The 25,051-nt window shown below is 70.4% G+C and carries 21 protein-coding genes; 8 read left to right on the top strand and 13 right to left on the bottom strand.

All coding sequences use genetic code 11. The annotated features are described in order from the left end of the window. Position 1 precedes the first annotated feature (1 nt). The 7 genes from QMG86_RS00445 to ftsH form a co-directional block, all read right to left on the bottom strand. On the bottom strand, positions 2-949 hold the full coding sequence (locus QMG86_RS00445) for a DUF6779 domain-containing protein (RefSeq protein WP_281876994.1): 948 nt from the start codon (positions 947-949) through the stop codon (positions 2-4). 69 nt (positions 950-1,018) lie between these two features. Next, positions 1,019-1,495, bottom strand: a complete 477-nt coding sequence (locus tag QMG86_RS00440; RefSeq protein WP_281876993.1) for a DUF3180 domain-containing protein — start codon at positions 1,493-1,495, stop codon at positions 1,019-1,021. Beyond that, the gene (gene folK / locus QMG86_RS00435) at positions 1,492-2,028 is read right to left on the bottom strand and encodes a 2-amino-4-hydroxy-6-hydroxymethyldihydropteridine diphosphokinase (RefSeq protein WP_281876992.1); all 537 of its coding nucleotides are present in this window, start codon (positions 2,026-2,028) and stop codon (positions 1,492-1,494) included. The genes QMG86_RS00440 and folK overlap by 4 nt, the downstream gene beginning before the upstream one ends. 58 nt (positions 2,029-2,086) lie before the next feature. Beyond that, positions 2,087-2,524, bottom strand: a complete 438-nt coding sequence (gene folB, locus QMG86_RS00430) for a dihydroneopterin aldolase (protein WP_281876991.1) — start codon at positions 2,522-2,524, stop codon at positions 2,087-2,089. Continuing rightward, positions 2,521-3,378: a dihydropteroate synthase gene (gene folP / locus QMG86_RS00425; protein WP_281880698.1), complete on the bottom strand. Its 858-nt coding sequence runs from the start codon at positions 3,376-3,378 to the stop codon at positions 2,521-2,523. The genes folB and folP overlap by 4 nt, the downstream gene beginning before the upstream one ends. Before the next feature lie 173 nt (positions 3,379-3,551). Beyond that, positions 3,552-4,157: a GTP cyclohydrolase I FolE gene (folE, locus tag QMG86_RS00420; RefSeq protein ID WP_245676342.1), complete on the bottom strand. Its 606-nt coding sequence runs from the start codon at positions 4,155-4,157 to the stop codon at positions 3,552-3,554. Between the two features lie 154 nt (positions 4,158-4,311). Continuing rightward, the gene (gene ftsH / locus QMG86_RS00415; RefSeq protein ID WP_281876990.1) at positions 4,312-6,699 is read right to left on the bottom strand and encodes an ATP-dependent zinc metalloprotease FtsH; all 2,388 of its coding nucleotides are present in this window, start codon (positions 6,697-6,699) and stop codon (positions 4,312-4,314) included. A 359-nt stretch (positions 6,700-7,058) separates the two neighbouring features. On the opposite strand from ftsH, the gene QMG86_RS00410 reads away from it, so the two are divergent. After that, a complete protein-coding gene (locus QMG86_RS00410) occupies positions 7,059-8,003 on the top strand; it encodes a hypothetical protein (RefSeq protein WP_281876989.1) in 945 nt (314 codons plus the stop codon). Here the strand turns inward: QMG86_RS00410 and QMG86_RS00405 are convergent. Further along, entirely contained in the window at positions 7,983-8,816 is an 834-nt protein-coding gene (locus tag QMG86_RS00405; protein WP_195088620.1) for a DUF1266 domain-containing protein, read from the bottom strand. The genes QMG86_RS00410 and QMG86_RS00405 overlap by 21 nt on opposite strands. Positions 8,817-8,981: 165 nt before the next feature. Here QMG86_RS00405 and QMG86_RS00400 point away from each other — a divergent pair, with 165 nt between their 5' ends. Further along, on the top strand, positions 8,982-9,248 hold the full coding sequence (locus tag QMG86_RS00400; protein WP_063022195.1) for a DUF2277 domain-containing protein: 267 nt from the start codon (positions 8,982-8,984) through the stop codon (positions 9,246-9,248). Positions 9,249-9,263: 15 nt separating this feature from the next. Here the strand turns inward: QMG86_RS00400 and QMG86_RS00395 are convergent, their stop codons facing one another. Then, complete coding sequence (locus tag QMG86_RS00395) at positions 9,264-10,577, bottom strand: PucR family transcriptional regulator (protein ID WP_281876988.1); 1,314 nt, start codon at positions 10,575-10,577, stop codon at positions 9,264-9,266. A gap of 173 nt (positions 10,578-10,750) precedes the next feature. Here QMG86_RS00395 and QMG86_RS00390 point away from each other — a divergent pair, with 173 nt between their 5' ends. The 3 genes from QMG86_RS00390 to QMG86_RS00380 all read left to right on the top strand — a co-directional run bounded on the left by QMG86_RS00390 (position 10,751) and on the right by QMG86_RS00380 (position 14,499). Next, positions 10,751-12,355, top strand: a complete 1,605-nt coding sequence (locus QMG86_RS00390) for an aldehyde dehydrogenase family protein (protein ID WP_281876986.1) — start codon at positions 10,751-10,753, stop codon at positions 12,353-12,355. Then, positions 12,352-13,185 carry an SDR family oxidoreductase gene (locus QMG86_RS00385; RefSeq protein WP_281876985.1) on the top strand — a complete coding sequence of 278 codons (834 nt, stop codon included), beginning with the start codon at positions 12,352-12,354 and terminating at the stop codon, positions 13,183-13,185. The genes QMG86_RS00390 and QMG86_RS00385 overlap by 4 nt, the downstream gene beginning before the upstream one ends. A 426-nt stretch (positions 13,186-13,611) precedes the next feature. Further along, positions 13,612-14,499 carry a LysR family transcriptional regulator gene (locus tag QMG86_RS00380; RefSeq protein ID WP_043718476.1) on the top strand — a complete coding sequence of 296 codons (888 nt, stop codon included), beginning with the start codon at positions 13,612-13,614 and terminating at the stop codon, positions 14,497-14,499. Here QMG86_RS00380 and QMG86_RS00375 read toward each other — a convergent pair. Then, positions 14,489-15,877, bottom strand: a complete 1,389-nt coding sequence (locus QMG86_RS00375; RefSeq protein ID WP_281876982.1) for an amidase family protein — start codon at positions 15,875-15,877, stop codon at positions 14,489-14,491. The two genes, QMG86_RS00380 and QMG86_RS00375, sit on opposite strands and share 11 nt — an antisense overlap. Positions 15,878-16,106: 229 nt before the next feature. Between QMG86_RS00375 and QMG86_RS00370 the strand changes: the two genes are divergently transcribed. The 3 genes from QMG86_RS00370 to QMG86_RS00360 are packed head-to-tail and all read left to right on the top strand — an operon-like array spanning position 16,107 to position 22,206. Beyond that, the gene (locus tag QMG86_RS00370) at positions 16,107-18,656 is read left to right on the top strand and encodes a serine/threonine-protein kinase (RefSeq protein WP_281876981.1); all 2,550 of its coding nucleotides are present in this window, start codon (positions 16,107-16,109) and stop codon (positions 18,654-18,656) included. After that, positions 18,653-21,493: a protein kinase domain-containing protein gene (locus tag QMG86_RS00365; protein ID WP_434086143.1), complete on the top strand. Its 2,841-nt coding sequence runs from the start codon at positions 18,653-18,655 to the stop codon at positions 21,491-21,493. The genes QMG86_RS00370 and QMG86_RS00365 overlap by 4 nt, the downstream gene beginning before the upstream one ends. Beyond that, entirely contained in the window at positions 21,490-22,206 is a 717-nt protein-coding gene (locus QMG86_RS00360) for a cyclase family protein (protein WP_281876980.1), read from the top strand. The genes QMG86_RS00365 and QMG86_RS00360 overlap by 4 nt, the downstream gene beginning before the upstream one ends. A 4-nt stretch (positions 22,207-22,210) precedes the next feature. On the opposite strand, the gene hpt is transcribed toward QMG86_RS00360, so the two are convergent. From hpt to QMG86_RS00345, 3 genes are all read right to left on the bottom strand, one after another. Next, positions 22,211-22,765 (bottom strand): hypoxanthine phosphoribosyltransferase, encoded by a 555-nt coding sequence (hpt, locus tag QMG86_RS00355; protein WP_040864524.1) that lies wholly within the window; start codon positions 22,763-22,765, stop codon positions 22,211-22,213. A gap of 1 nt (position 22,766) precedes the next feature. Continuing rightward, on the bottom strand, positions 22,767-23,870 hold the full coding sequence (gene tilS, locus QMG86_RS00350) for a tRNA lysidine(34) synthetase TilS (protein WP_281876979.1): 1,104 nt from the start codon (positions 23,868-23,870) through the stop codon (positions 22,767-22,769). Positions 23,871-23,936: 66 nt separating this feature from the next. After that, complete coding sequence (locus QMG86_RS00345; protein WP_281876978.1) at positions 23,937-25,043, bottom strand: zinc-dependent metalloprotease; 1,107 nt, start codon at positions 25,041-25,043, stop codon at positions 23,937-23,939. Positions 25,044-25,051 lie beyond the last annotated feature (8 nt).

Raw genomic sequence — 25,051 nt, 5'->3', positions numbered from 1 at the left:
ATCAGCGGCGTTCGCGCTCCTCGGACTGCAAGTTGGCCATGATCTCCGCTACCGAGAGCCGGCGCGACGGCGTCTCGTCGTCGCTCTCGGCCCGGCGCCGCCTGCGCGCGCTGGGCGTGCCCATGGCGGGGGCGGAGGCCGGCCGTGGGGGCGGTTCGGGCTTCGGCTGCGGCCGCACGGCCGGCTGGGTCGGCGGCTCGTCCAGTGGCTCGTCCGCCGTCTCGGTGAAGGCGTCGGCCCAGCCGCGCGGCTCGGCGTGGTGCGCCTGCTCCGCGTCGGCCCGGTCGGCCTCGTCGTCGAGGGAAACGACCGCGGTCTCGGCGGTCACCGGGTCGTCGAAGGGGCTGGCGAAGATCGGCGGCTCAGGATGATCGGGCTCGAAAATCGGCGTCATACTGCTACGCGGTTGCTGGTCGGCGAACGTCGACCACATTCCGGCATTCGCGGAGCTATTGTTCCCGGATTCGGCGCCCGAGCTGGTCAGCTCCTGGATCCGGGTCGCGTCGGCGCGCAGGGCCGGTCGGTCCATCGGCAGATCGCCGTCGAACAACCGCTGCAGGCTCTGCCGCAGCACGGTGAGTTCCGCGCGCAAGGCCGCGAGTTCGGCCGCGTCGGCTCCCACTTCCTCGCGGACCCGCGCCTCCACGCCGAGCTCGTACTCGCGGCGCGCGGTGACCTCCCGCTCCAGCTGCAACTCGTAGACGGTCTGCAGATCGCGCACCTTCGCCTTGTCGATCGTCGCCTCTTTGCGGTACTTCGTCGCAGCCAGAGCGCCGATTGCCGCGGCCCACAGCGCCGCGACCAGACCTACCCGTACGAACTCCACGCTGTTACTGAAGACCAGGAAAACGCTGGCAACCAGACCGAGCACGATGAGGACGCCCACGAACAATTTTCCCGCATCGTCCCGCCGGGTACGGGAAGTGCTGCTACGGGAGGGTGAAACCATGCCAGCCAGGGTAGCCAATAGCTCGAGCCGCGCCCAGATTCCGTTTTGTGATTCCGTTCGTCCCACTAGCTAAGTAGTTGCCGCATCATCGGTCGGATCCTCCGGCGCCCGGCAGCAGTACTCCAGCCACAGGGCCGCAGCAACCAAAGCGACACCCGCCAGCATCCCGACGATCGCGCCGGGGCTGTCGGCGGCGGCGGCGCGCAGCGTGCCGCGCTGGGGGAAGACCCAGCACAGGAAGCCGAGCCAGATGCCCGCGGCGATCGAACCGACCTGCGCCGACGCCTTCGCCAGCGCGACGGCGCGGGCCGCGGTGATCGGATGCAACTGGTGGCGGCCGTCGCCGATCTCGTGGTCGTTGACCCGCGCCCGGATGACGAACGCGAGCACTGCCTCGATGGCGGCCACCGGGTACAGCGAGGCGCCCGCGAAGATCGAGATCGGCGGGAAGCTGTCGTAGGCCACCCGGGTGGCGATCCACGCGACGATCGCGGCGATCAGCAGGTTCGCCACGAGATCGAGGATGCGCGTCGGCTTCAGTTTCATGACGGCGCGCCCGTCAGCGAGTACTCGGTGCGGCGCACTCCCGCGCGCTCGGCCGGATCCAGGCGCGCCAGCAGATCCGTCACGGCGTGTGGTGCGCCGTCGACCTCCAGCACCGCGTCCGGCGCGACGTCCAGCCACGGCACCAGGACGAAGGCGCGCCGATGCGCCTGCGGGTGCGGCAGCAGCAGATCCGGATCCGCGCTGCGGCACGCGACCGGTTCCCCGTCGCGCAGCTCGGCGCACCAGATCACGTCGACGTCGAGCGTGCGTGCGCCCCAGCGCACTTCGCGAACTCGCCCCGCGGCCTGCTCCAGCTCCTGGCCGCGACGCAGCCACTCGGCGCAGCCGAAGGCCGGATCCTCCACCAGCACAACGGCGTTCAGGTAGTCGCCTTGCTGGACGCCACCCCAAGGCGCGGTGGAGTACACGGCGGAGACGGCCAGCACACGGTGACCGAACCCGTCCAGGACACTGCGCAGATGCGCGAGCCGGTCACCCAGATTGGAACCGATGGATAGCACGGCACGGGTCATCGGCGCGCCTCCGCGGCGCCCGGCACGGCGGGAAAGGCCGCGCCGCAATCCAGCTCGCTCATCCGGCGGGCTCCTCCCGGTGGCGCGAGGTGATCACCCGCACGTCGGCGAACGAGTGCGGAATCGGCGCGGACGGCTTGTGCAGCACCACCTCGACCGACCTGATCCGCGGATCGGTCATCACGTCGTCGGCGATCTCCGACACCACGGTTTCGATGAGGTCGCGCGGCTCGCCTTGGACGATGCGGACCGCACGCTCGGCCAGCGCGCCGTAATCCACGGTCGCCGCGAGATCATCGGACGCGGCGGCCAGGGCGAAATCCACCCAGACCGTCAGGTCGACGACGAACTCTTGGCCATCGCGCCGTTCGTGCTCGAACACACCGTGGTGCCCGTAGGCGCGCAGGCCGCGCAACTCGATGCGGTCGGCGCCGCGCCGGATCGCCGAATCACGCGGCGGTGCATCGTCTTCGGCGTGGACCGGGGACCGGCTCATCGTTGAGCTCCTTGCGCACTGGATCGGGCGGTGTCGTGCTGTGCGGCGCGCAGCCGTGCGGCATTCTGCCACGCGTCGGTGACCGCGATCGCGTCCAGCGAAGCACGCACGTCGTGCACGCGCACGCCCCACGCGCCGTGCAGCGCGGCCAGCGCCGAGATGGTCGCGGTGGCCGTCTCCCGGCCGTCCGGTGGACGCGGCCCCGCCTCGTCGGCGAGCAACGCACCGAGGAAACGCTTGCGCGAAGCGCCGATCAGAATCGGCAGCCCGTGCGCGACCAATTCGGGCAGCGCGCCGAGCAAGGCCCAGTTGTGCTCGGCGTTCTTCGCGAAGCCCAGACCGGGATCGAGGAGCAATCGGGACGGATCGACGCCTGCGGCGACGGCCAGGTCCACCTGCACGGTCAGCTCCGACAGCACCTCCGCGACCACGTCGTCGTAGTGGTCCGCCGGTCCGGTATGCCGGTAGTCCGCGCCCGCCCGCCAGTGCATGAGAATCCACGGGACCCGCGCGGACGCGACCACCCGCACCATGCCGGGATCGGCGCGGCCGCCGGAGACGTCGTTCACCACCGAGACACCGGCTTCGATCGCCGCGGCGGCCACGGCGGCGCGCATGGTGTCCACGCTGGTCGGCACGCCCTCCGCGACCAGTCCGCGGATGACCGGCGCCACTCGGGCGGCCTCGGTCGCCGCGTCGATGCGAACCGCGCCCGGCCTGGTCGACTCGCCGCCGACGTCGATGATGTCCGCGCCCGCGGCGTGCAGCCGCACCCCGTGCGCGATGGCCAGCTCGGGATCGAGGTATCGCCCGCCGTCGGAGAACGAATCGCTGGTGACGTTCACGACGCCCATCACCACGCAGGAGCGTCCCTCGCGGGCGTGGACGTCGCCGAACCGGCTGGCCCCTGCTTCGCCCGTCGTCGATGCCCTGTCCGTGGGCGCGGTCGCTCCGGCGGCGGTGCCCTCCGTGGTCGCTCCGGTCGGTGCGCGCCCTCGGCTACTCGGTTCGGACACCGCGGGCCCGCTCACTTCCGCAGGATCAGATCGAGCGCCTCGGCGCGCGAGGCGGCGTTGGACTGCAGCAGCCCGCGCACAGCGGAGGTGGTCGTACTGGCGCCCGGTTTGCGGATACCCCGCATCGCCATGCAGAGGTGCTCGGCCTCGACCACCACGATCGCGCCGCGCGGGTCCAGCTTGCGCATCACCGCGTCGGCGATCTGGCTGGTCAGCCGCTCCTGCACTTGCGGGCGCTTGGCGTACAGGTCGACCAGCCGGGCGAGTTTGGACAGTCCGGTGACCCGGCCGTGCGGCCCCGGGATGTAGCCCACATGGGCGACGCCGTGGAAGGACACCAGGTGGTGCTCGCAGGTGGAGTACATCGGGATGTCCCGGACCAGCACGAGTTCCTGATGGCCCTCGTCGAACGTGGTGTTGAGCACCGAGTCCGGCTCCACGTACAACCCGGCGAAGGTCTCCCGGTAGGCGCGCGCGACCCGGGCGGGCGTCTCGAGCAGCCCGGGCCGATCCGGGTCCTCGCCGACGGCGATCAACAACTCGCGCACCGCTGCCTCGGCCCGCGCCTGGTCGAACGACCTGCCGGTTTCCAGGGCGACGAGGCCGGGGCCGGTCACCCCGAGATCGACACCGTCGTAGTCAACGCTGTCCGCTTCGGCGAGGGTGTGACCACCGCCATGCTCGTTCGGCGACAATCGAGGACACCTCCAAACTCCCGGGGCGCCGGCAATCTCTCGGCACCCCCCGATGGTCGAGCCTAATCGTCACCTATCAGTGACGACCGTTCGGTCCATCCCAATCACCGTTGTCGCCCTCACCGTGCGGATCGGCCCGGCGCGGCTCGTCGTAACCACCGCGATCGCCGTACCCGTCCCGGTCGTAGCCGCCCTCGGGCGAACCCTGTGGGCCCCACTGCTGGTAGCCGTGCCGCGGTTGCTGCGGGTCGCCCCAGCCGGACTGCCCCTGCTGCGGCTCGTCCCGTGGGGGCCAGCCGGGAGCCGACCAGCCGGCCGGAGCGCCGTAATCGGGCCGCGAACCGTGCGTGCCCTGGCGCGGATAGGCCGGAGCGGGCGCCTGCGGCAGCGGGTAGCCGGGCGCGGGCGGGCGAGCGTACTGCGGCGCAGCGCCGTATCCGCTCTCGTGCGGCGGGTAACCGTTGGCGGCCTGCGGCTCACGCTGCGCCGACGCGGCCACCGGCTGTGCCACCGGCTCCGGCGGCCACGACTCGCCGCGCTCGGCGGCCAGCTCGCCCGGGGTCTTCACCGGCGGCTTGTCCGAGGGGACGCGCTCGCCGAAGTCGTTGAACGCGGTGATCCGCGGGCGTTTCTGCACCGACGCGAGGATCTGCTCGAGATCCTTGCGGTGCAGGGTCTCCCGCTCCAGCAGCGCGGTGGCGAGGTCGTCGAGCACGTCGCGGTACTCGTTGAGGATCGCCCACGCCTCGGTGTGCGCGGCCTCGATGAGGTTGCGCACCTCCTCGTCGATCGCGCCGGCCACCTCGTGCGAGTAGTCCGAACCCATGCCCATCGAGCGGCCCAGGAACGGGTCGCCCTGCTCCTGGCCGTAGCGGACCGCGCCGAGCCGGGCGCTCATGCCGTACTCGGTGACCATCGCGCGCGCGATCTTGGTGGCCTGGTCGATATCGGAGGACGCGCCGGTGGTCGGCTCGTGGAACACCAGTTCCTCGGCCGCGCGGCCGCCCATGGCCATGACCAGGCGGGCGATCATCTCCGAGCGGGTCATCAGGCCCTTGTCGTCCTCGGGCACCGTCATGGCGTGACCGCCGGTGCGCCCGCGCGCCAGGATGGTGACCTTGTAGACCGGCTCGATGTCCGGCATCGCCCAGGCGGCCAGGGTGTGACCGCCCTCGTGATAGGCGGTGATCTTCTTCTCGTGCTCGCTGATGATCCGGCTCTTGCGGCGCGGACCGCCGATCACCCGATCGACCGACTCCTCCAGCGATTCACCGGTGATCACCGCGCCGTTCTCGCGGGCGGTGAGCAGCGCGGCCTCGTTGATCACGTTGGCCAGGTCGGCGCCGGACATGCCGACGGTGCGCTTGGCCAGGCCGTCCAGGTCGGCGTCCGGGGAGATCGGCTTGCCCTGCGAGTGCACCCGCAGGATGGCGCGGCGACCGGCGAGGTCCGGGTTGCCCACCGGGATCTGGCGGTCGAACCGGCCGGGACGCAGCAGCGCCGGGTCCAGGATGTCGGGGCGGTTGGTCGCGGCGATCAGGATGATGCCGGTACGGTCGCCGAAGCCGTCCATCTCGACCAGCAGCTGGTTGAGGGTCTGCTCGCGCTCGTCGTGACCGCCGCCGAGGCCCGCGCCGCGCTGGCGGCCGACCGCGTCGATCTCGTCGACGAAGATGATGCAGGGGCTGTTCTGCTTGGCCTGCTCGAACAGGTCGCGCACGCGGGAGGCGCCGACGCCGACGAACATCTCCACGAAGTCCGAACCGGAGATGGTGAAGAACGGCACACCGGCCTCGCCCGCGACGGCACGGGCCAGCAGGGTCTTACCGGTGCCGGGCGGGCCGTAGAGCAGGACGCCCTTGGGGATCTTGGCGCCGAGGGCCTGGTAGCGGACCGGGTTCTGCAGGAAGTCTTTGATCTCGTAGAGTTCCTCGACCGCCTCGTCGGCTCCGGCCACGTCGGCGAACGTGGTCTTCGGCATGTCCTTGGACAGCTGCTTGGCCTTCGACTTGCCGAAGCCCATCATGCCGCCGCGGCCGCCGCCCTGCATCCGGGCCATCACGAAGATGAACAGGCCGAGCAGGATGACCATCGGCAGCACGAACAGCAGGATCTGGGTGAACCAGCTCTCCTGCTTGACGACGGTGTTGTAGGGGGCGCCGGAGTTCTTCACGGCCGAGAAGATCTGGGCGGAGGTCTCGCTGCCGCCCGGATACTTCGCGATGATCCTGTTCTGCCCGCCGGTGGCGTCGTTGCCGTCCTTCAGCTCGATGCGCAGCTGCTGCTCGCGATCATCGATCTGGACGTTCTGCACGTTGCTCTTGTTCTCGAGCTGGCTGAGGGCAACCGAGGTATCGACGCTCTTCCAGCCCCGCGTGTCGTTGCCGAAGTAGCTGAACGCATAGATCACGAGCAAGATGCCCGAGACTATGGCCAGGGTGCGAAACACAGTCTTGCGGTTCATAGAGCGTCGGCCGGGGCGGCCAGTCCTTTCCGGTGTCTCCGGTTCTTGCCTAGCGATGCGTCTGGCGCGTCCGGTTCCGCGGGGGTTCGGATGCGGACAAGCCACGTTACCGCGTACGGTCTACTCGATACATCGCGCAGTTCGGCTGCAGGTGCAGTTAATGAGGTAAACGGCCGGGGGCCGACGGTGGTTCCCGATGTCCCCGGTCCGGCTTCCTCCAAGTGGCAACAATCATGGCATGTTCGGCCTATCGTGAGCGACGACACAACCTCGCGGCGCGAGCGACGGGCAACGCAAGCGGTAGCTCGCACACCACGAAAGGCCCCGGGAGCGCCGCATCAGACACGAGCGCAGGGGGTATGGACATAGTCGAGTTACGGACACCCACAGCGATACTGCGACACGGCCGCGGCAGGTTGATCGTCCTGCGGCCCGGCTCCGACGGCGAACGCGTGCTCGATGTCCCGGTCTCCGACCTGCTGAAGGTCCGGCTGAACCGGCGCGCGGACGACGCGGTCGTCATCGAGATCTATCTGCGTTACCCGACGCCTGTGCTCACCGGCGTGCCCGCGGACCGCACCCCCCTTCCGGTCATCATCGCCGAGCACGACGTCCCCGCGGCCACCGAGATCGTCGACCGGATCAACGCGCACATCATGGCCACCCAGCGCATCGACGTGGCGGCGCCGGATCTGCGCCCGCCCGCGCCCACCTGGGGGCGTGGCGGGCCCGTTCGCGCGGACGTGGAGCGGGCGACGCGCCGGATGTCGCCGCGCCGCGAGGCGAAGCAGGCGATAGCGGCTCTGCATCGTTACGTGACGCCGGACGAGTACGTCCTGGAGACCGCCGTGGTGGCCGCGCAGCCGCCCGCGGGCAACGGCTCCGGCCTGCTCGCCGCGACGACGACGCGGCTGCTGTTCATCGCGATCGGCGACGGCCGCTACGCGCACGAACTCCCGATTCCGGTCGTGGTGTGGGCTCGCGTCACCGACACGCCCACCGCGGGCCGCGGCGAGATCGGTCCAGGGCGCGGCGCGACCGGCATCGAGGTGCACGACGGCAGCCGCACGCTGCATTTCGCCGGCGCCGACCGCGCCGATACCGAGCGGGTCACCTGCGCGCTGAACTTCGCGGTGCGCCGAGAATCCGCCGACGGCGCCGCAGGCTCCGCCGATCCCGGTGTGGCCCAGTTGTATTCGGAGTGGGAGCTGCTGGTCGAGCGGCACTCCCTCGGCATGGTCGACGACGCGCAGTTCCAGCGCTACGGCCGCGGGATCCTGCGCTCACTCCCCGACGGGAGCTGAGTTCAGCGCGATCCGCCGCCACGGGCTGGTCGGGCGCAGCCACAGCCGCAGCAACTCCTTGCGGCGGTCGACGCCGCCGTTCTTCAACTCGGCCAGGTCCTCGCAGGCCTGCCAGTAGGTCCAGCCGGTGAGGTAGGCGTCGCCGAACTGGCGCCAATTGCGGTACTTGCTCTGCGCCAGCGGCAGGGCGCGCGCCAGATAGCTCCAGGCCACGTCGGCGTCGAGGTACCCGGCGGTGTAGGCCATCCTGGCCACCGCGACCACCCTGGCCAGGTCCCAGGCGTGGATGTCGCTGGGCAGCGGACGGGCCAGATGATCGGTGAACCCGATCTTGATCGCTTGCGACCAGATGTCGTAGTCGCGCACCAGCGCCTCGGGATTGTCCATCCCCCGGAACGCGCCGACCTGCCGCAGGAACGCCCGGTGCCGATCGGCCCGTTCCCCGAAGCGATCGCGCTCACTGGCGTTGATCGACGCCGTCACCAGCGGGTGCACCAGGGCGTAGAGCGGTGCGTGCATGCCGTCGAGCAACTGCTCCATCGACGCCTGCGCCTCGGTGCCGTCGGTGATGCCCCACGCGCCGGTGAGCGTGTCGATGGCCAGTTCACGCCGATCGCCGAGCGGATGGGCGCGTTCCGGACCGAGCAGCAGCGCGTCGTGGAAGGCGTCCCAGCGCGCCGAGTAGAAGGCTCCGAGCGCGAGTGCCCGCAGTTCGTCGTCGGATACCGCGGCGCCGGACCAATGGTCTTCCTCCCGCTCGTCCAGCTCCGCGTACGGAAAGGTCGTCAAGGTGGGTACACCGCGCGCAGACATGTCCCGATTGTTCCCCATCCCGCGCTGGGGACGCGCGGGATTCGCCGATGGCCGCCCATGTTGGTCCGCCGCGCGGCCCGATGGCGCGTCCGCCGGGCGAATCGATTTCGGTCGCGCTTGCTTCTTGCCCGCACGCAGGTCGTGATCTGGAGCTAGTGTTCTCGCATGTGTAGAAACATCACCGTCCTGCGTGGTCTGGAACCTGCCGCAACCGAGCAGGAGATCTATGCCGCCGCACTGCAGTACGTGCGCAAGGTCGGTGGCGTGTCCGGCCTGAGCTCGACCACCAAATCGGCCGTCGACAAGGCCGTCGCGGCCATCGCAGAGGCGACCACCACCTTGCTCGCCGAGTTACCCGATCGCAGAGTGGCGCCGACCACCGAGCCACCGCTGCGCCGGATCGCCGCGCGCGAGGCCATGGCGGGCGAGTAACCCGGGCCGCGGGGTTCAGGGCAGGGCGTCGGCGCCGTAGACGGCGACGCACACCAGCGCGATCTCCAGCGGCAAGCCGCGCTCTTCGATCGGATATCCCAGTAGTTGTTCGATCCGCTGCACGCGGTAGCGGACCGTGTTCTTGTGTACCCCGAGCACTTTCGCCGTGGCCTCCGGGCTGCGCTGACTGCGCAGATAGGCGTGCAGCGTCTCGCGCAGGCGCGCGGCGTTCGCGTCCCTGGCCGCCAGCGCGCCCAGTTCCCGCTCCACCAACCCGCGCATGGCCGCTTCGTCCGCGCCGGCCAGATAGGCGATCTCCACCGCTCGATACCCGGTGACCCGTGGGCCGCCCGCGGGCGCGCGCTCGGCGACCTGCCGCGCGGCGACCGCCTCGCGGTGACTGCGGCGGAAGCCCGCGATCCCCCCGGCGGGCACGCCGAACGCCACCCGCACCGGCGCCTCCACCTGCGCCGCGGCCAGCCGCTCCACTTCGCCCGGCGCCGCCAGTTCGGCGCCGTGTTCCCCGTCGTCCGAGCCGGCCCACGCCCACATGGCGCTGGCGCCGGACGGGACGGTGAGCACCCGCGCGCTGCCGAGTGCCGCGGCCAGCCGCGCCGCGACCCGGTCCAGCAAGCCGGTCGCCTCCGCGTCCGCGCCCGCGGGCTCGCCGGTCGGCTCGTCGGTCCACAGCACGAAGGCGAGGTGCTGCTGGGCGAGCCGGTAGCCGAGCCGCAGCGACGCCTGCTCGATGTCCACGTCGTCGCCGTCCAGCAAGGCGCGGACGGTCTCGGCGCGCCGGTTGAGCGCGGCGCGCAGCACCTGTTCGCGCTCCTCCATGTAGGTGTCGGTGAGCAGTTCGACCGAGGTGCTGATCCACTTGGTGGCCCGCTCGAACAGCCGCAGCAGGACGACGCGCTCGAGTTCCGGCGTGGTCCGGCGCTGCTCGACGACTTCGGTCATGTAGTCGAGCACCGCCTCCATGCCCACGTGGTAGACCCGCAGCAACAACCGCAGCTCGAAGCCGCGCCGGGCCACGCTGCGCGCGAACGCGTGCGCTTCCTCCGGCAGCGAGAACTCGAAGGCGTCGCTGGCCAGGCGGCTGAGCACGATCCTGGCGTGCGCCCTGGTGCTGGCCGCGAGATCGCGGCGCATATCGCGATCGGCGAGTTCGGGGATGCGCGCGATGATCACGTCGTCGAGCCGGGTGACGATCCGCTCCAGCGCCTCGGCGCGGGTGGTCTCGTAGACGTACTCGGCGAGCCAGTCGCGCACCTCGTCCGGCGCCGGGCTCGGCCGGGCCGCGGCGCCCGGCGAAGGCCCAACCGTCATCGCCCTCTCCTTCGGCTCGGCGTCCTTTGGTTCAAGGAAACAAAATCGCCTGTTTTCCTTGACAACTTGGGCCAAGAAACTCTGTCCGGATTGTGTCACGATCATAGTTCAGTGGCCTGCCTCACAGCAGTCAGCAGACCGCGGTTCATCACGACGTCAGTGGGAGAACAGCAGTGACCAACACCGAACCAGCGCCCGCGGCCGAAAAGGCGCAGGCACGCGAAACGACCGCGAAGAAGAACGGCCCCGCCGTCATCGAGGTGCGCAATCCCGGCACGGGCGAGGTCGTCGGCACGGTGCCGGACGAGACCGCGGACGCGGTCGCGGCCAAGGTCCGCGAACTGCGGCTGTACCAGCCGGAGTGGGAGGCGCTCGGCCCCGAAGGACGCAAAGTCTGGCTGCTGAAGTTCCAGGACTGGTTGATCGACAACACCGACCGCCTGGCCACCGTGCTGCAGTCGGAGACCGCCAAGCCCCGGGTGGACGCCCTGATCGACCCCGGTTTCGCGACCGACCTGATCGGCTACTACGCACGCCGCGCGGCCAAGTTCCTCGCCGACGACCACCCGTCGCCGCACAGCCCGCTGGCCCGGGTCAAACGGCTGACCACGGTATACCGGCCCTATCCGGTGGTCGGCGTCATCACGCCGTGGAATTTCCCGCTGGCCATGCCGGTGATGGACGTGTTTCCCGCGCTGGCCGCCGGAGCGGCCGTGCTGCTCAAGCCCTCCGAGGTGACCCCGCTGTCGGCGCTCGAATTGGCGAAGGGCTGGGCCGAGATCGGCGCTCCACCGGTCTTCGCGGTGGTCACCGGCGCGGGCGCGACGGGAGCGGCTGTGGTGGACAACGCCGACTACATCCAGTTCACCGGCTCCACCGCGACCGGCCGCAAGATCGCCGCCGCCTGCGTGCAGCGGATGGTGCCCTACAGCCTGGAACTCGGCGGCAAGGACCCGGCCATCGTCCTGGCCGACGCCGACCTCGACCGCGCCGCGCACGGCATCGCCTTCGGCGGCATGTTCAACTCCGGCCAGGTCTGCATCTCGGTGGAGCGGGTGTACGTCGAAGCGGCCGTGTACGACGAGTTCGTCGCCAAGCTCACCGCCAATGTCAAGGCGCTGCGCCAGGGCCTCGACGGGCGCGAGTCGAAATACGACGTGGGCGCATTGGCCAACGAGAACCAGGTGGCCATCGTGCAACGTCACGTCGAGGAGGCGGTCGCGGCGGGCGCCAAGGTGCTCACCGGCGGCAAGCGGGCCGGATTCGGCACCGCCTTCGAGCCGACCGTGCTGGTGGACGTCGACCACACCATGTCCTGCGTGACCGAGGAGACCTTCGGCCCGACGCTGCCGGTGATGAAGGTGGCCGACGAGTCCGAAGCGATCCGGCTGGCCAACGACTCCGTCTACGGACTGTCCGCCTCGGTGTGGACCGGCGACAAGGAGCGCGGCGAGCGGATCGCCCGGCAGCTGAACGCGGGTGCGGTCAACATCAACGACGTCTTCGCCAACCTGTTCAGTTACGCGTTGCCGATGGGCGGCTGGGGCCTGTCCGGCGTCGGCGCGCGCTGGGGCGGGGCGAACGGCGTGCGCAAGTACTGCCGTCAGCAGGCGATCACCACGCCGATCCTGCCGACCCAGCAGAAGGAACTGTTCTGGTACCCGTACTCGATGCCGAAGCTGCTGTTCGCACTCGGCGCGATGCGCGCGGCGGGCGCCCGCGGTCTGCGCCGCCTCGATCTGCCCGCCCTGCTGAAACTGAAGGGAGACGCCAAGTGACCGACGCGAAGCAGATCCGCGGCAAGGTGGTCGTCATCACCGGTGGCGCCCGCGGCATCGGGCTGGCCACCGCGACCGCGCTGCAGGCCCTCGGCGCGCAGATCGCGATCGGCGACATCGACGAGACCACCGTCAAAGAGTCGGGCACGGCGCGCGGCTTCGAGCTGTACGGCAAGCTCGATGTGACCGATCACGACTCGTTCGACGGCTTTCTCGACGAGGTGGAGCGCGCCCTCGGCCCGATCGACGTGCTGATCAACAACGCGGGCATCATGCCGACCGGCAGGCTGGTCGACGAGCCGGACCCGTTGACCCGCCGCATCCTGGACATCAACGTCTACGGCGTGATCCTGGGCTCCAAACTGGCGCTGCGCCGGATGCTGCCGCGCGGCAGCGGGCACATCATCAACATCGCCTCGCTGGCCGGCGAGACCCACATCCCGGGCCTGGCCACCTACAACGCCAGCAAGCACGCGGTGCTCGGATTCACCGACACGCTGCGCGAGGAGTATCGCGGCACCGGCCTGCGCTTCTCCTCGGTGCTGCCCACGCTGACCAACACCGAGCTGGGCTCCGGCGTCACCGCGCCGAAGCTGCTGCGCGCCGCCGAGCCGGAGGAGATCGCCGACGCTGTCGCGAAGCTGATCGTCGCGCCGAAGTCGAAGGTCAGGGTGACCGCGGTGGCCGGGTTCATCTCCCAGTTCGTCGGCATGCTGCCGGAAGCGGTCGGGGACGGCATCGGGCGGGCGCTCGGCTCCGGGCGCGCCTTCCTCGACGACGTCGACGCCGACAAGCGCAAGGCCTACGAGGAGCGCGCCCGCGGGGCGTGAGCGAGGGGTACCGCTGGGGCGCCGCGGCCGGGAGTCGTCTCGGCCGCGGCGCCTTGTCGTGTCCGGGGAGACGTTACGAGCGCCGCACCCGACCAGATTTGTGAGGAAAATCACGCGAGCTCTCGCTTACATCGGATAGCCGGTCAGCGGCAAATTCTCAGCCGTATCCCACCGGCGCCCGGGCGGCCGTATTCCGCCGACGCCACCACCCGAACCGCGTCATCCATGCTGGTCAAGTGCCCAAGTCAAGCAGCCGCACGCTTGGCGCTGGCCGCATGCCGAAAATTCGCCCACCGCTTGATGCGGAGCATCATCACAAGCAATATGCTGTCCCTAACAAACCTGCCGACTGTTTCGGCACCCGTATCCGAACTTTTCGGCCTGATAAGGCTGGAAATTCCGGACTGATTCTGATAGCAAGGGGCTATGGACCCGCACTTGCGCGACCTGCGGTATTTCGTCGCCGTCGCTGAGGAACTGCACTTCACCAACGCCGCTCAGCGGCTGCACATCGCTCAACCCACCCTGTCGCGTCAGATCCGTCAGCTGGAACGTCAGCTCGACGTGGTCCTGTTCGACCGCAACCAGCGCAGCGTCGCGCTGACCGTCGCGGGCAAGGAACTGCTCGAAGGCGCTCGCAAGATCCTGGAGCTGTGGGAGGTCACCAACGTCTCGCTGCAGGAAGCGGGCGAGGTGCTGCGCGTCGGCATCCAGTCAGCGCTCGGGCGCGGGCTGCTCAGCGATCTGGAGAGCGCCAGCGGCCATCGCCTCGCGCTGCACGCCGCCTCGTGGACGGATCCCTCCAGCGGGCTCGCGGGCAGGCAGGCCGACCTCGCGCTGGTCTGGCTCCCGCTGCCGGACCAGAGCCGTTACCGGTGGCAGGTGCTGCGCACCGAGCCGCGCTGGGTGCTGCTCCCGGAGAACCATCCGCTCGCCGTCTCGGAGACCATCGAGTTCGCCGATCTGCTCGACGAGCCGTTCGTCGCGCTGCCCACCGAAGCCGGTGCGGTACGCGACTTCTGGCTCGGCAACGACGGACGCGGCGGGCGGCCCCCGAAGATCGGCGCCGAGGCCGCGACCGCCGAGGACAAGCTGGAAGCCGTGAGCCTCGGTCTGGGCGTGTGCCTGCTCGCCGAGAACAACGTGCCGATGTACCGCTGGCCGGGGCTGACCGCGCGGCCCGTGTCGGGGCTCGCGCCGTGCGAGCTCGCCGTGGCCTGGCGAGCCGACGACAACCGGCCGACCATCCTCGAGTTCGCCGGTCGTGCCGTCGAAGGCGGCTTCGCGGCGCAGCAGTCGCCGGTCAGCGTATGAATCGGCCTTCGGGTGCGGTGCGCTGCCAGGGGTAGCGGGTCTCCAATTGCGCGGACAGCCGTAGCAGGGTGGACTCGCTGCCGGGCGGCCCGGCGAGCTGGGCGGCCACCGGCGTCTCCGATCCGGGATGCATGCCCATCGGGATGGACGCGGCGGGCCAGCCGACCAGATTCCACAGCGGAGTGAAGGGGGCGAATCGCGCGCCGGCGAGCAGGGTGGCCGGCCGATTGCGGAAGTGCCAGGCCCGCGCCGGGGGTGGCGGGGCGGCGAGCGTGGGAGTGATCACCACGTCGTAACGCTCGAAGAATTCCAGTAGTCGCGCCTCGACCCGGTCGATCTGGGCTGGGCGCGCGAGCCGTAGCCGATGCACCGTGCGGCCGAGGGCCAGTCGACGGCGGGCTCTTCGGGATAGCTGGTCGGGCTCGGGTAGCTCGGGGGCATCGCGCGCACCGAGGGCCAGCCAGCGTAGGGATGTCGCGAGCAGTGCGTTTCCGTACGGTAGGACGGTCGGTTCGACCACATGGCCCGCCGCCGCGGCCACCGCGGCCGCTCTGCGGGCCGCGGCCGTCCAATGCCGGTCGACGCGCAGCAAGCGAGACGGTGGGTCCACGGCCAGGGCGATGCGTAGTCGGCCGGGCGGATCCACCTCGGCCAGGTCCGGCCGCGCCGCCAGCACCGACAGCGCCAGTGCCGCGTCGTCCACACTGCTTGCCAGAACACCGCTCTCGACCAGGCCCGACCAGGCGCCGGCGCCGGGCACCATGTGCTGCCCCGGCTTGATCCCGAAGACGCCGCAGCACGCGGCGGCCACCCGCACCGCACCCAAGCCATCGCAGCCGTGCGCCACCGGGATCAGCCCGGCCGCGATGGCCGCGCCTGCCGCGCCACCGGCGTTGCGCCCTTGGTTCCAGGGATTGCGGATGACACGCTCCGAGCCTTCGCTCGTCGCCCATCGGCTCAGCTCGGGCGCCGCGACCAGCCCCATGACGACCGCGCCGGCGGCGCGCAGCCGCGCCACCACCGGATGATCCGCGGCGGCCGCAGGCCCCCACGGCACCGGCTCGCCAGCGATGGGCACGCCGTGTTCGACCGCGACCGGGACACCGGCCATGGGCAGCACGTCGAGGTCGTCGCGTTCGGTCAGGCTCGCCGACTCGGCCATCGCCTGTTCGGCGCGAAGCACGCTGAACGCCGGGCAGTTCCGGTCCGCCGCGGCGATCCGCGTCCCGGCATCCGCCGCCACTTGGCCGGGGTGCAACAGGCCGTCGCGTACACACGCCGCGATCGTCGCGGCCGGGCCGCGTTCCAGACCGTCCTCGGTGTCCCGGGCACTGTCCGGCCGCGTTTCGGTAGCGGTCCCGAACGGCCGGGAGAGCATGGGTTCATTGATTTTCGAGCTGTCCGCCATGATTGCGGCCTCGTCAGACATGTGCTGGTCATCCCCCGTCGCGTCGTTGTCGAAATCGGGTGATCCACTGTCGAGCCGCAAGTTATCATTTCGAATACGGCGCGGGGGATGATGGTGTCGGGTGTGGCGAGAATTTTTCGGCCCATCCGGCAACGACCGATGCGGATTCTGCGGCGTCCGCCGAGCCATAGGTCCCGACATGAGTGCGAACTCTGAGAGAAGTTCCGAATCCGACACGGGTGTTTCCACCCGTGCCAGGAGTGGTGATCTGTCGCGCGCCGAATCCGACGCGGTGGCGGCGTTCTCCGCGGCTTGGAAATCGACCCGGCGCCCGCCGGTCATCGCCGAATACCTGCCCGACGCCAGCACCTTGCGCCGCGAGGCGCTGCTCGAGCTGATCCGCGTCGACCTGCGCAATCGTTGGCTGCATCGCCGCCGGGCGATCACGAGCGACGCGACGCAGCCTGCCGCGCGCATGCGCCTGGCCGATTACTGCGCCGAATTTCCCGAACTCGTTTCCGACGATATTCCGGCCGGTCTGGTGTACGAGGAGTTCGTCATCCGCCGCCAGAGCGGCGAGCGGGTCGATCCGCGCGAATGCCTACGCGAATACCCACGTCAGGCCGAGGAATTGCGCGAGCTGCTGAACGCCGACGAGGTCGACCAGAGCACCCGCCGCGCGCCTGGAGAGGACGCCACCCGGACCGCCCTCGCGCACACCGGCGCGGATTTCGACGACACCGCATTGAACCGAACCGCCGAGTCCGCTCGTGATTCCGAGGTGACCAGAACGACCGCCGCCGATCTGACGGGTACGGCGACCGCCGTGCCCACGACGATCGGCACCGGACCGAGCCGGCCCGACCCGCTCGACCGCATCGAGATCGGTCAGCAGATCGATGACTTCGATCTGCTGACCGGTCTGGGCAGCGGTGCGTTCGCCCGGGTCTTCCTCGCCCGGCAGCGTTCGCTGCAGCGGCTGGTCGCGGTCAAGATCTCCAGCGACCACGGCACCGAACCGCAGACGCTGGCGCAGCTGGACCACGACTACATCGTGCGGGTCTTCGACCAGCGGCTGCTCGACGACGCCGAGGGCGCCGCACGCCGGCTGCGGCTGCTCTACATGCAGTTCCTCCCCGGCGGCACGCTGCTTGGCGTGCTGCGCTGGGTGCGCGCGACCCCGCCCGCCGAGCGCAGCGGCAGGCTCCTGCTCGACGCCGTGGACGCGGCCATGGAGGAGAAGGGCGAGATCCGGCCGACCGACTCCAGCGTGCGCGCCGAACTCGCCCGGCTGAGCTGGCCGGAGACGGTGGCCTGGCTGGGCCGCAGGCTGGCCGAGGCGCTGGACTACGCGTCCTCGCACGGCGTGCTGCACCGCGACGTGAAACCGGCCAACGTCCTGCTCACCGCCGAGGGCGTGCCGAAACTGGCGGACTTCAACATCAGCTTCAGCCGCAACGTGGAGGGCACCAGCCCGGTCGCCTATTTCGGCGGCTCACTGGCCTACATGTCGCCGGAACAGCTGGAGGCCTGCCACCCGAGCTTCGGCCGCAGCGCCGCCGACCTGGACACCCGCGCCGACATCTATTCGCTGGGCGTGGTGCTGTGGGAGCTGCTCACCGGCGCGAAGCCGTTCGACGACCGGACGGCGGGCGCGGGCGAGCAAGGCGACGACACCACGCTCGAGGCCATGCTGGAGCGGCGCAGCACCGGCGTGGACGAAGTCGCGCTGCGCCGGGTTCCGCCCGACTGCCCGGCCGCCTTGTGCCGAGTGCTGCTGACCTGTCTCGCGCCGGAGCGGACCGACCGCTGGTCCAGCGGTGCGATCCTGGCCAGGCAGCTGGAAATGTGCCTGGACGAGCGCGCGCGCGACCTTGTCGACCCCCCGCCGAAAAGCTGGCGGCGGCGGCTGCGCCCGTACATCGTGCCGGTCGCGCTGCTGGCGGTGGCGCTGCCGAATGTGCTCGCGTCGCTGTACAACATCCAGCACAACCAGCACCTGATCATCAGCCGGATGACCGAGGACGCCCAGCAGACCTTCCTGATCATCACCGGCGTGGTCAACGCGATCTTCTTCCCGGCCGGCATCGCGGTCGTGCTGTACATGGCGAGATACGTCCTGACCGTGCCGCGTGGTCTGCGCAAAGGACGACGATACGACCCGGACACCCTCCAGCGCGCCAGAAAGGACGCGCTGCTGATGGGCGATAGGGCCGTGGTCGTGGCCTTCTCGCTATGGGTGCTGGCCGGGCTGATCTTCCCGATCGCGCTTCAGGTGTCGACCGGAGACATAGCGACCCGCGCCGTGGTCCACTTCTTCTCCTCACTGGTGGTGTGCGGTGCGATCGCGGTCGCCTATCCCTTCTTCCTGCTGACCTTCTACATGGTGCGGTGCATCTATCCGCTGTTCCTCCGGCACGGGGACATCAGCCCGGAGGACGCGGTGTGGCTGCGCGGCCTGGACCGGCGTTGCAACGGTTACCTCGCGGTCGCCGCGTCGGTGCCGTTGCTCGCGGTCGCCGGAGTGACCTTCCTACCGCCCTCCGATATTCCGTCGGTGATCTTCGCGGTCCGGCTGCTGTGCGTGGGCGGCATAATCGCGTTCGTGGGCACCTATTTGCTGTTCCGTGCGCTCGAAGCGGATCTGCGAGCGCTGGAGCGGGTGGTCGATCCCGAATCCGCCGAAACCGGGGCCGCCGAGGCCAGGTCCGTCCGAGCGACCACGACCGTCGCGGAGTCCGGCACGTGAGTTTCCCGCGCACCGATGCCGTCGCCCGGTTCACCGCCGACTGGCAGCGCAGCCTTCACAGCGACCGGTTACCGCCGCAGATCCGTGACTACGTGCCCGATGGCACGCAGGCTCGCTTGGCCGTACTCATCGACCTGATCCGGGTGGATCTGCGACGGCGCTGGGAACGCGAAGGACTCGGCAAGCGAGTCGCGGAATACCGCGCGGAATTCCCGGAGGTGGACGACAGCCCCGAGCTGGTCGATCTCGTGTGCGAAGAATTCCTGGTCCGCCGCCGGCGCGGACAGCTGCCGCTGGCGGATTTCCTCGGCGACTACCCGGACCTCGCGGGCGCGGCCGGTGAGATCCTCGCCGACTTCGCCGATTCCGACGACGACGTCGACGACATGCCGGGCGAAACCCTCGCCGCGCTCGCCGACCTCGCGCCCGGCCACCGGATCGATGACTTCGATCTGCTCACCGACCTCGGCTCCGGGCTGCTCGGCCGCGTCTTCCTGGCCAGGCAGCGTTCCATGCAACGGCTGGTCGCCGTGCGGTTCTCGGCGGGCCGGGCGGGCGCACCGCGCACGATGGCCCAGCTCGATCACGCCCACATCGTGCGCGTCTTCGATCAGCGGGTGCTCGGCGCCGATGCCGCGCCTACCCGCACAATGGCCGCGACCCCCGCGAACGGGGGCCAGAGCGTGGCCACCGACGCGGACGTCACCATCGCTGCGCCGCCCACCGACCTCGACGCCTCGGCCGCCGAGTCGTTCGATCTCGACGCCACCGTCGCCGCCCCGCCCGCCCGGACCGCAGGCCGCCCCGGCGATGACGACACCCTCTTCGACCTCGAAGCCACCGTCGCGGCGGCGTCACCCCTCCGGACGCCGAGCCGCCCCAGCGACGACGAGACCGCTGCGGAAAACCGTCCTAACGGGACGACCAACCGCCCCGGCGACGAGGAGGCTCGCCCGCGCGTCGCCGAAAGCCACGGCGCGACCGTTACCCACCCGTCAGTCCCGGACGAGGCGACGGTCGTCGCGGGGGAAACCATCGATGACGAGACCATCGTCGCCGAGCCCGACAGATCCCCTTCGCTTCCCTCTCGCCGTCCCCGAACGCCCGACCCCGGGCGATCGGCCGAAACCGGCGCGGCGGTGCTCGCGCACCCCGACACAGCGGTGACCGAACGATCGGTCGATCCGGACGCGACCATCGCGGGTCCCCCGGACGACGTCACGTCCGCGCGCTCCGGGACGGCCCTCGCGCCGGAGCCCCGGACGACCGTCCTCCCGCGCCTGGTCTACATGCAGTACCTTCCCGGCGGCACGGCGGTCGGTCTTCTCGAACAACGCCGTCGCGGCCCGGTGTCCGATGGCGGCGCCCTGCTGTTGCGCGCGGTGGACAGCGCCATGGAGGCCAAGGGTGAGATCCGGCCCGCGGATTCCAGCGTGCGCTCCGAAATCGCCCGGCTGAGCTGGCCGGAGACCGTGGCGTGGGTGGGCAGGCGGCTGGCCGACGCCCTGGATTACGCCGCCCACCAGGGCGTGCTGCACCACGACATCAAGCCGGCGAACGTGCTGTTCACCGCGGAGGGCATTCCGAAACTCGCCGATTTCGCCCTCGGCGAGTCGGCGGCGCGCGTTCCCCCGCCGCGCGGGCCCGGCGCGCCCGACGCGCTGGTCTACCGATCCCCGGAACAACTGGCCGCCTATCTCGATCCCGGCGCGCCGGTCCCCGGCGACACCAGCGACGTCTACTCCCTCGGCGTGCTGCTGTGGGAAATGCTGACAGGCGCGACTCCCTTCGACGATCCGCCCCTCGCGGAGGACGGGCCCGGCGCCGAGACGTACGCGGCGATGCTCGCGGTGCGCCGCGACGGTGTCTCGCCTGCGGCACTCGCGCGTCTGCCGGAAGACACCCCCGCCGCGCTGCGCCGCGTGCTGCTGGACTGCCTGCACGCGGCCCCCGAACGCCGCTGGCGCGGCGGCGCGGAACTCGCGGCACAGCTCGACCTGTGCCTGGACACCCGCGCGCGTGATCTGGTCGATCCCCCGCCCCGCAGCCTCGCGCACCGGGCCCGGGGCTGGCTGCTCCCCGTCGCGGCGCTGTGCGTCGGCGTGCCCAACGTGCTGGCCAGCTTCTACAACATCCAGCTGAACCAGGCCCTGATCATCGACCGGATGTCGGCCGCAGACCAGGAGAAGTTCGCGACGGTCGGATTGATCAACAATGTCGTCGCCTTCCCGGTCGCCGCGCTGCTGCTGTTGTTCATGACCCGGCGGCCGCTCGCCATCGCCTACCGCCTCGGCCACGGCCGCGGGTATTCGGCGCGCACGCTCGCGAAAGCGCGCCGCGACACCCTGCTGATGGGCGACTGGGCGGTGTGGATACCTTTCGGCTTCTGGCTGGTGGCCGGCATCATCTGGCCGCTGGGACTGGCTTTCTCCGGCGTCGACCTGCCGCGCGGGACCTTTCTGCATTTCTTCGCCGCCCAGGTGGTGTGCGCGGCCATCGCACTGGCCTATCCGTTCTTCCCGATCATGGTCTACGCGGTGCGCTCGATCTATCCACAACTGCTGGTGCGCGGCGGCATCGGGCCCGACGACGAACGCCAGTTGCGCGCGCTGGCCCGGCGCGGCAACTTCTATCTGGGTGTCGCGGCGTCGGTTCCGCTGCTCGGCGTGGCGAGCGCGACCTTCGTCGACGCCGCCGACCTGGAGTTGGTGATCGTTCCGGTGCGCGTGCTGAGTGTGGGTGGCATCCTGGCATTCGTGCTGACCTATCGGCTGTTCCGCATCCTCGAAGCAGATCTGCTCGCGCTGGCCAGGGCGATCCCGCAGCGGACTCGATGACCACGCCGCGCCCGCTGGGACGGTTGGTGAATCTGTCGCACGTCCACGACCCGGCCACCACGCCGCTGTACCCGGAGGACCCCGAGTTCGGCACCGACGTGGTGGCCACGATCGCCGATCACGGCTATTACCTGCGCTACATCCGGCAAGGCGAGCACACCGGAACCCATTGGGGCGCACCGATCCATTTCCGCGCCGACGGACTGGCCGCGCACGAACTGGACCCGGACGACCTGCTGCTGCCCGCGGTGAAGATCGATGTCCGGCACCGCTGCGCGACCGATCGCGACTACGCGATCACGGTGGACGATCTGACGCGCTGGGAGGCCGGACACGGCCGGATCCCGGACGGAGCGGCGGTGATCGCCTGGACCGGCTGGGACGCCAAATGGGGTACACCGGAGTTCATCGGCACGGGCGAATCGGCCGGTCGTCAGCCCGGTTTCGCGGTGGAGACGGTGGAATGGCTGCTGCGCAGCGGCAGGCTCGGCCGCCGTGGCGCGCTCGGCATCGACACGTTCGGTCCGGATGTGGGTACCGACCAGACGTACGAGGTGTCCAAGCTGCTCTACGGCGAACGCCGGATCAGCTTGGAATGCATGGCGAACCTGGCCGCGCTGCCCGCGAGCGGGGCATGGGTGCTGGTCGGCGGACCGCTCTATCGCGGCGGTTCCGGCTCCCCGGCAACGATTTTCGGCATCCTGCCCGGCTGACGCCTCAGCCGCCGTAGACCTTGGGATCCAAGGTGCCGATGTAGGGCAGGTCGCGGTAGCGCTCCGCGTAGTCGAGGCCGTAACCCACGACGAATTCGTTCGGGATGTCGAAGCCGACGTGCGCGACCTCCACGGGCGTGCGTAACGCGTCGGGCTTGCGTAGCAGGGTGACCACCTCGAGCGAAGCCGGGTTGCGGGTGGACAGGTTCCGCTTGAGCCAGGACAGCGTGAGCCCGGAGTCGATGATGTCCTCGACGATCAGGACGTTGCGGCCCGCGATGTCCTTGTCCAGGTCCTTCATGATGCGCACGACACCCGAGGACGAGGTCGACGACCCGTAGGACGAGACGGCCATGAATTCCATCTGGGTGGGGATCGGCAGCGCCTTGGCCAGGTCGGTCATGAAGAAGATGGCGCCCTTGAGCACACCCACCAGCAGCAGATCGCCCTCGGGAGCGTCCGGGGGATACCGCTTGGCGATGAGTTCGGCCAGCTCCTGGGTCTTGGCGGCGATCTGTTCCTCGGTGATCAGCACCGACGCGATGTCATCCCCGTACACGTCAGCTGGATTCCCTTCCGTGGTGGTGAGCCCGTTGGGCCGGTTCGGTCTGCGTCATCGATCCGATGCCGTCCTCGTCCAGCCGCAGTGTCAGCCTGCCATGTTCACGCCCGGCGACCAACCTGCTACCCGGCCTTCCTCCGCCGACCGCGACGCCGCCCTGCCCGCGCCAAGCGGTAACCAGTTCGTCGACTGCCTGTAAATGCTTCGTGGTCAGGGCTTTCGCCCCGTTGTCCAGCAGCCATGCCCGGATCGCCCGTTTGCGGAGGGCGGCGGGCGCAGTGGCGAGGGTCTCGATCACCAGCGCCTGCCCATCACCGGCGGTGTGCCGCAGGTCGGCGGCGAGCACGTCCAGCACCGCGCCGTCCTCGCGCAGCTGCTCGGCCGTGCGCGCCAGCGCGGGGGCCACGCCACCGCCGAGGATCTGCTCCAACAGCGGCAGCGCCTCGGTGCGCAGCCGGACCCTGGTGAACTCCGGCGCCGCGTTGTGCGGATCGTCGTGCGGCGTCACGCCCAGGTCGGCGCACATCTGCCGGGTGGTTTCCCGGCGCACGCCGAGCAACGGCCGTCCCCACGGCTCGGCACAGGCGGCCATCCCTTGGATCGAGCGGCCACCGGAGCCCCGCGCGAGGCCCAGCAACACCGTTTCGGCCTGGTCGTCGAGGGTGTGACCGAGCAGCACCGGCAAGCCCGAGCGCGCCGAGTCCAACGCGGCGTAGCGGGCCCGGCGAGCGGCGGCTTCCAAGCCGCCCGCGGTGCCGACCTGGACCGCGAGCACGCGCGCGGACCGGCAGCCGAGCGCCAGCGCCTGCGCCGCCGCCTCGGCGGCGACCGCGCCGGACCCGGGCTGCAGGCGATGATCGACCACCAGCGCGTCCACCGCGTTCATCTCCACCACCGCCGCCGCGGTGAGGGCCAGCGAATCAGCGCCACCGGACAACGCGACCGCCACCGCCTGCTCGTCGGTCTCGCGCGGCCCGAACCTGCCCAGCCAGTCGCGGACCGCCCGGCGGACGGCGAGCACGGCAGCGGTCTCGGGCAACCGGGCGGGGCCTGTGGCGGGCGCGGATGAGCGCCCGGGTGTCGTTCCTGGCGCACGCCCCATGGGCGCAGCCTACCGGCCCGACCGCTCGCGGCGAACCACCACCGGGCCCGGTACCGGCTTGCTCGCTCAGGCCAGCACGCGCTCGATCCAGCGCTGCGGATGCTCGATCTCGTCGGTGCGCGGCAAGGTCTCGGCGTCGGTCCACACGGTGTTGAACCGCGTCATCCCCACAGCCCCGACGACCTCGTCCACGAATTTCTTGCCGCGCACATACTGGGCGACCTTCGCGTCCACGCCGAGCAGGGCGCGCAGGATGCGTTGCACCGGGTTCGTCGGACGCCTGCGGCGCTGGTCGAACGCGGTGCGGATCTGCTCGACCGACGGCACGACCGCGGGACCGACCGCATCCATGACGTGATCAGCGTGCCCCTCCAGCAGGGTGCCGAGCATGAGCAGACGGTCCAGCGCCGCGCGCTGCGGCGGCGCCTGCGTGGCGCGCAGCAGGCCGACCACGCCGCGCGCGGCCGGGTCGTCGGGGGTGGACCCGCGACGGCGCTCGCGCACCTCGCCGACCAGGCGGGACAGCATGTCGCTCAGCGGCTCGTCGGCGACCTCGCCGAGCACCTCGACGTTGGCGCGCATGTAGTCGCCGAGCCAGGGGGCGGAGGAGAACTGCACCCGGTGGGTCACCTCGTGCAGGCACACCCACAGCCGGAAATCGCTCGCCGACACCCCCAGCGCCCGTTCGACCGCCACGATGTTCGGCGCGACCAGTAGCAGGGTGCCGTCCGAGCCCGTGAACGGGTCGTATTGACCGAGAATCGCGGTGGACAGGAAGGCGAGCATGGCACCCGCCTGCACTCCGGCGGGTTTGCCCGCCAACTTGCGGTCCAACCGCGCCTCGCCGGTCCCGGTGAGCTGGGCCATCGAGTCGGCGGCGGCCGTGATCCAGCCCGGGCGGTCGACGATCCGGGCCGCCGGTACCGGCCGGTCGTCCAGCAACCCGCTGACCTCGCGAACCGGCGCCTCGGCCCGCACGGAGGACTCGGCGAGTTCGGCGACCACCTGCTCGGCCGAATAGCGCGACGTGCGCGGACCGGCGGGCACCAGGGCGGAGCCGGTTCGCGCGGCCAGGCGCCAATCGACCACACCGGACAGACCCGAGCGGCCCTTACGCCGCTCGTCCGCACCGGCGGAGCCGAATTCGGCTGTCTCGGAACCTTGCTGGGTCATGATCAACC

It is taken from the genome of Nocardia sputorum (genome assembly GCF_027924405.1).
GTDB classification, from domain to species: Bacteria; Actinomycetota; Actinomycetes; order Mycobacteriales; family Mycobacteriaceae; genus Nocardia; species Nocardia sputorum.
Note: the sequence above shows the minus strand (reverse complement) of the source record. Positions and strands in the feature narration are given on the sequence as shown.

Coding starts and splice junctions, on each gene's coding strand:
- QMG86_RS00380 (WP_043718476.1), top strand. CDS start 13,612: ATGGACCCGCACTTGCGCGACCTGCGGTATTTCGTCGCCGTCGCTGAG.
- QMG86_RS00400 (WP_063022195.1), top strand. CDS start 8,982: ATGTGTAGAAACATCACCGTCCTGCGTGGTCTGGAACCTGCCGCAACC.
- QMG86_RS00410 (WP_281876989.1), top strand. CDS start 7,059: ATGGACATAGTCGAGTTACGGACACCCACAGCGATACTGCGACACGGC.
- QMG86_RS00445 (WP_281876994.1), bottom strand. CDS start 949: ATGGTTTCACCCTCCCGTAGCAGCACTTCCCGTACCCGGCGGGACGAT.
- QMG86_RS00375 (WP_281876982.1), bottom strand. CDS start 15,877: ATGCTCTCCCGGCCGTTCGGGACCGCTACCGAAACGCGGCCGGACAGT.
- QMG86_RS00405 (WP_195088620.1), bottom strand. CDS start 8,816: ATGTCTGCGCGCGGTGTACCCACCTTGACGACCTTTCCGTACGCGGAG.
- QMG86_RS00370 (WP_281876981.1), top strand. CDS start 16,107: ATGAGTGCGAACTCTGAGAGAAGTTCCGAATCCGACACGGGTGTTTCC.
- QMG86_RS00440 (WP_281876993.1), bottom strand. CDS start 1,495: ATGAAACTGAAGCCGACGCGCATCCTCGATCTCGTGGCGAACCTGCTG.
- folB (WP_281876991.1), bottom strand. CDS start 2,524: ATGAGCCGGTCCCCGGTCCACGCCGAAGACGATGCACCGCCGCGTGAT.
- QMG86_RS00395 (WP_281876988.1), bottom strand. CDS start 10,577: ATGACGGTTGGGCCTTCGCCGGGCGCCGCGGCCCGGCCGAGCCCGGCG.
- ftsH (WP_281876990.1), bottom strand. CDS start 6,699: ATGAACCGCAAGACTGTGTTTCGCACCCTGGCCATAGTCTCGGGCATC.
- folP (WP_281880698.1), bottom strand. CDS start 3,378: ATGGGCGTCGTGAACGTCACCAGCGATTCGTTCTCCGACGGCGGGCGA.
- folK (WP_281876992.1), bottom strand. CDS start 2,028: ATGACCCGTGCCGTGCTATCCATCGGTTCCAATCTGGGTGACCGGCTC.
- QMG86_RS00345 (WP_281876978.1), bottom strand. CDS start 25,043: ATGACCCAGCAAGGTTCCGAGACAGCCGAATTCGGCTCCGCCGGTGCG.
- tilS (WP_281876979.1), bottom strand. CDS start 23,870: ATGGGGCGTGCGCCAGGAACGACACCCGGGCGCTCATCCGCGCCCGCC.
- QMG86_RS00360 (WP_281876980.1), top strand. CDS start 21,490: ATGACCACGCCGCGCCCGCTGGGACGGTTGGTGAATCTGTCGCACGTC.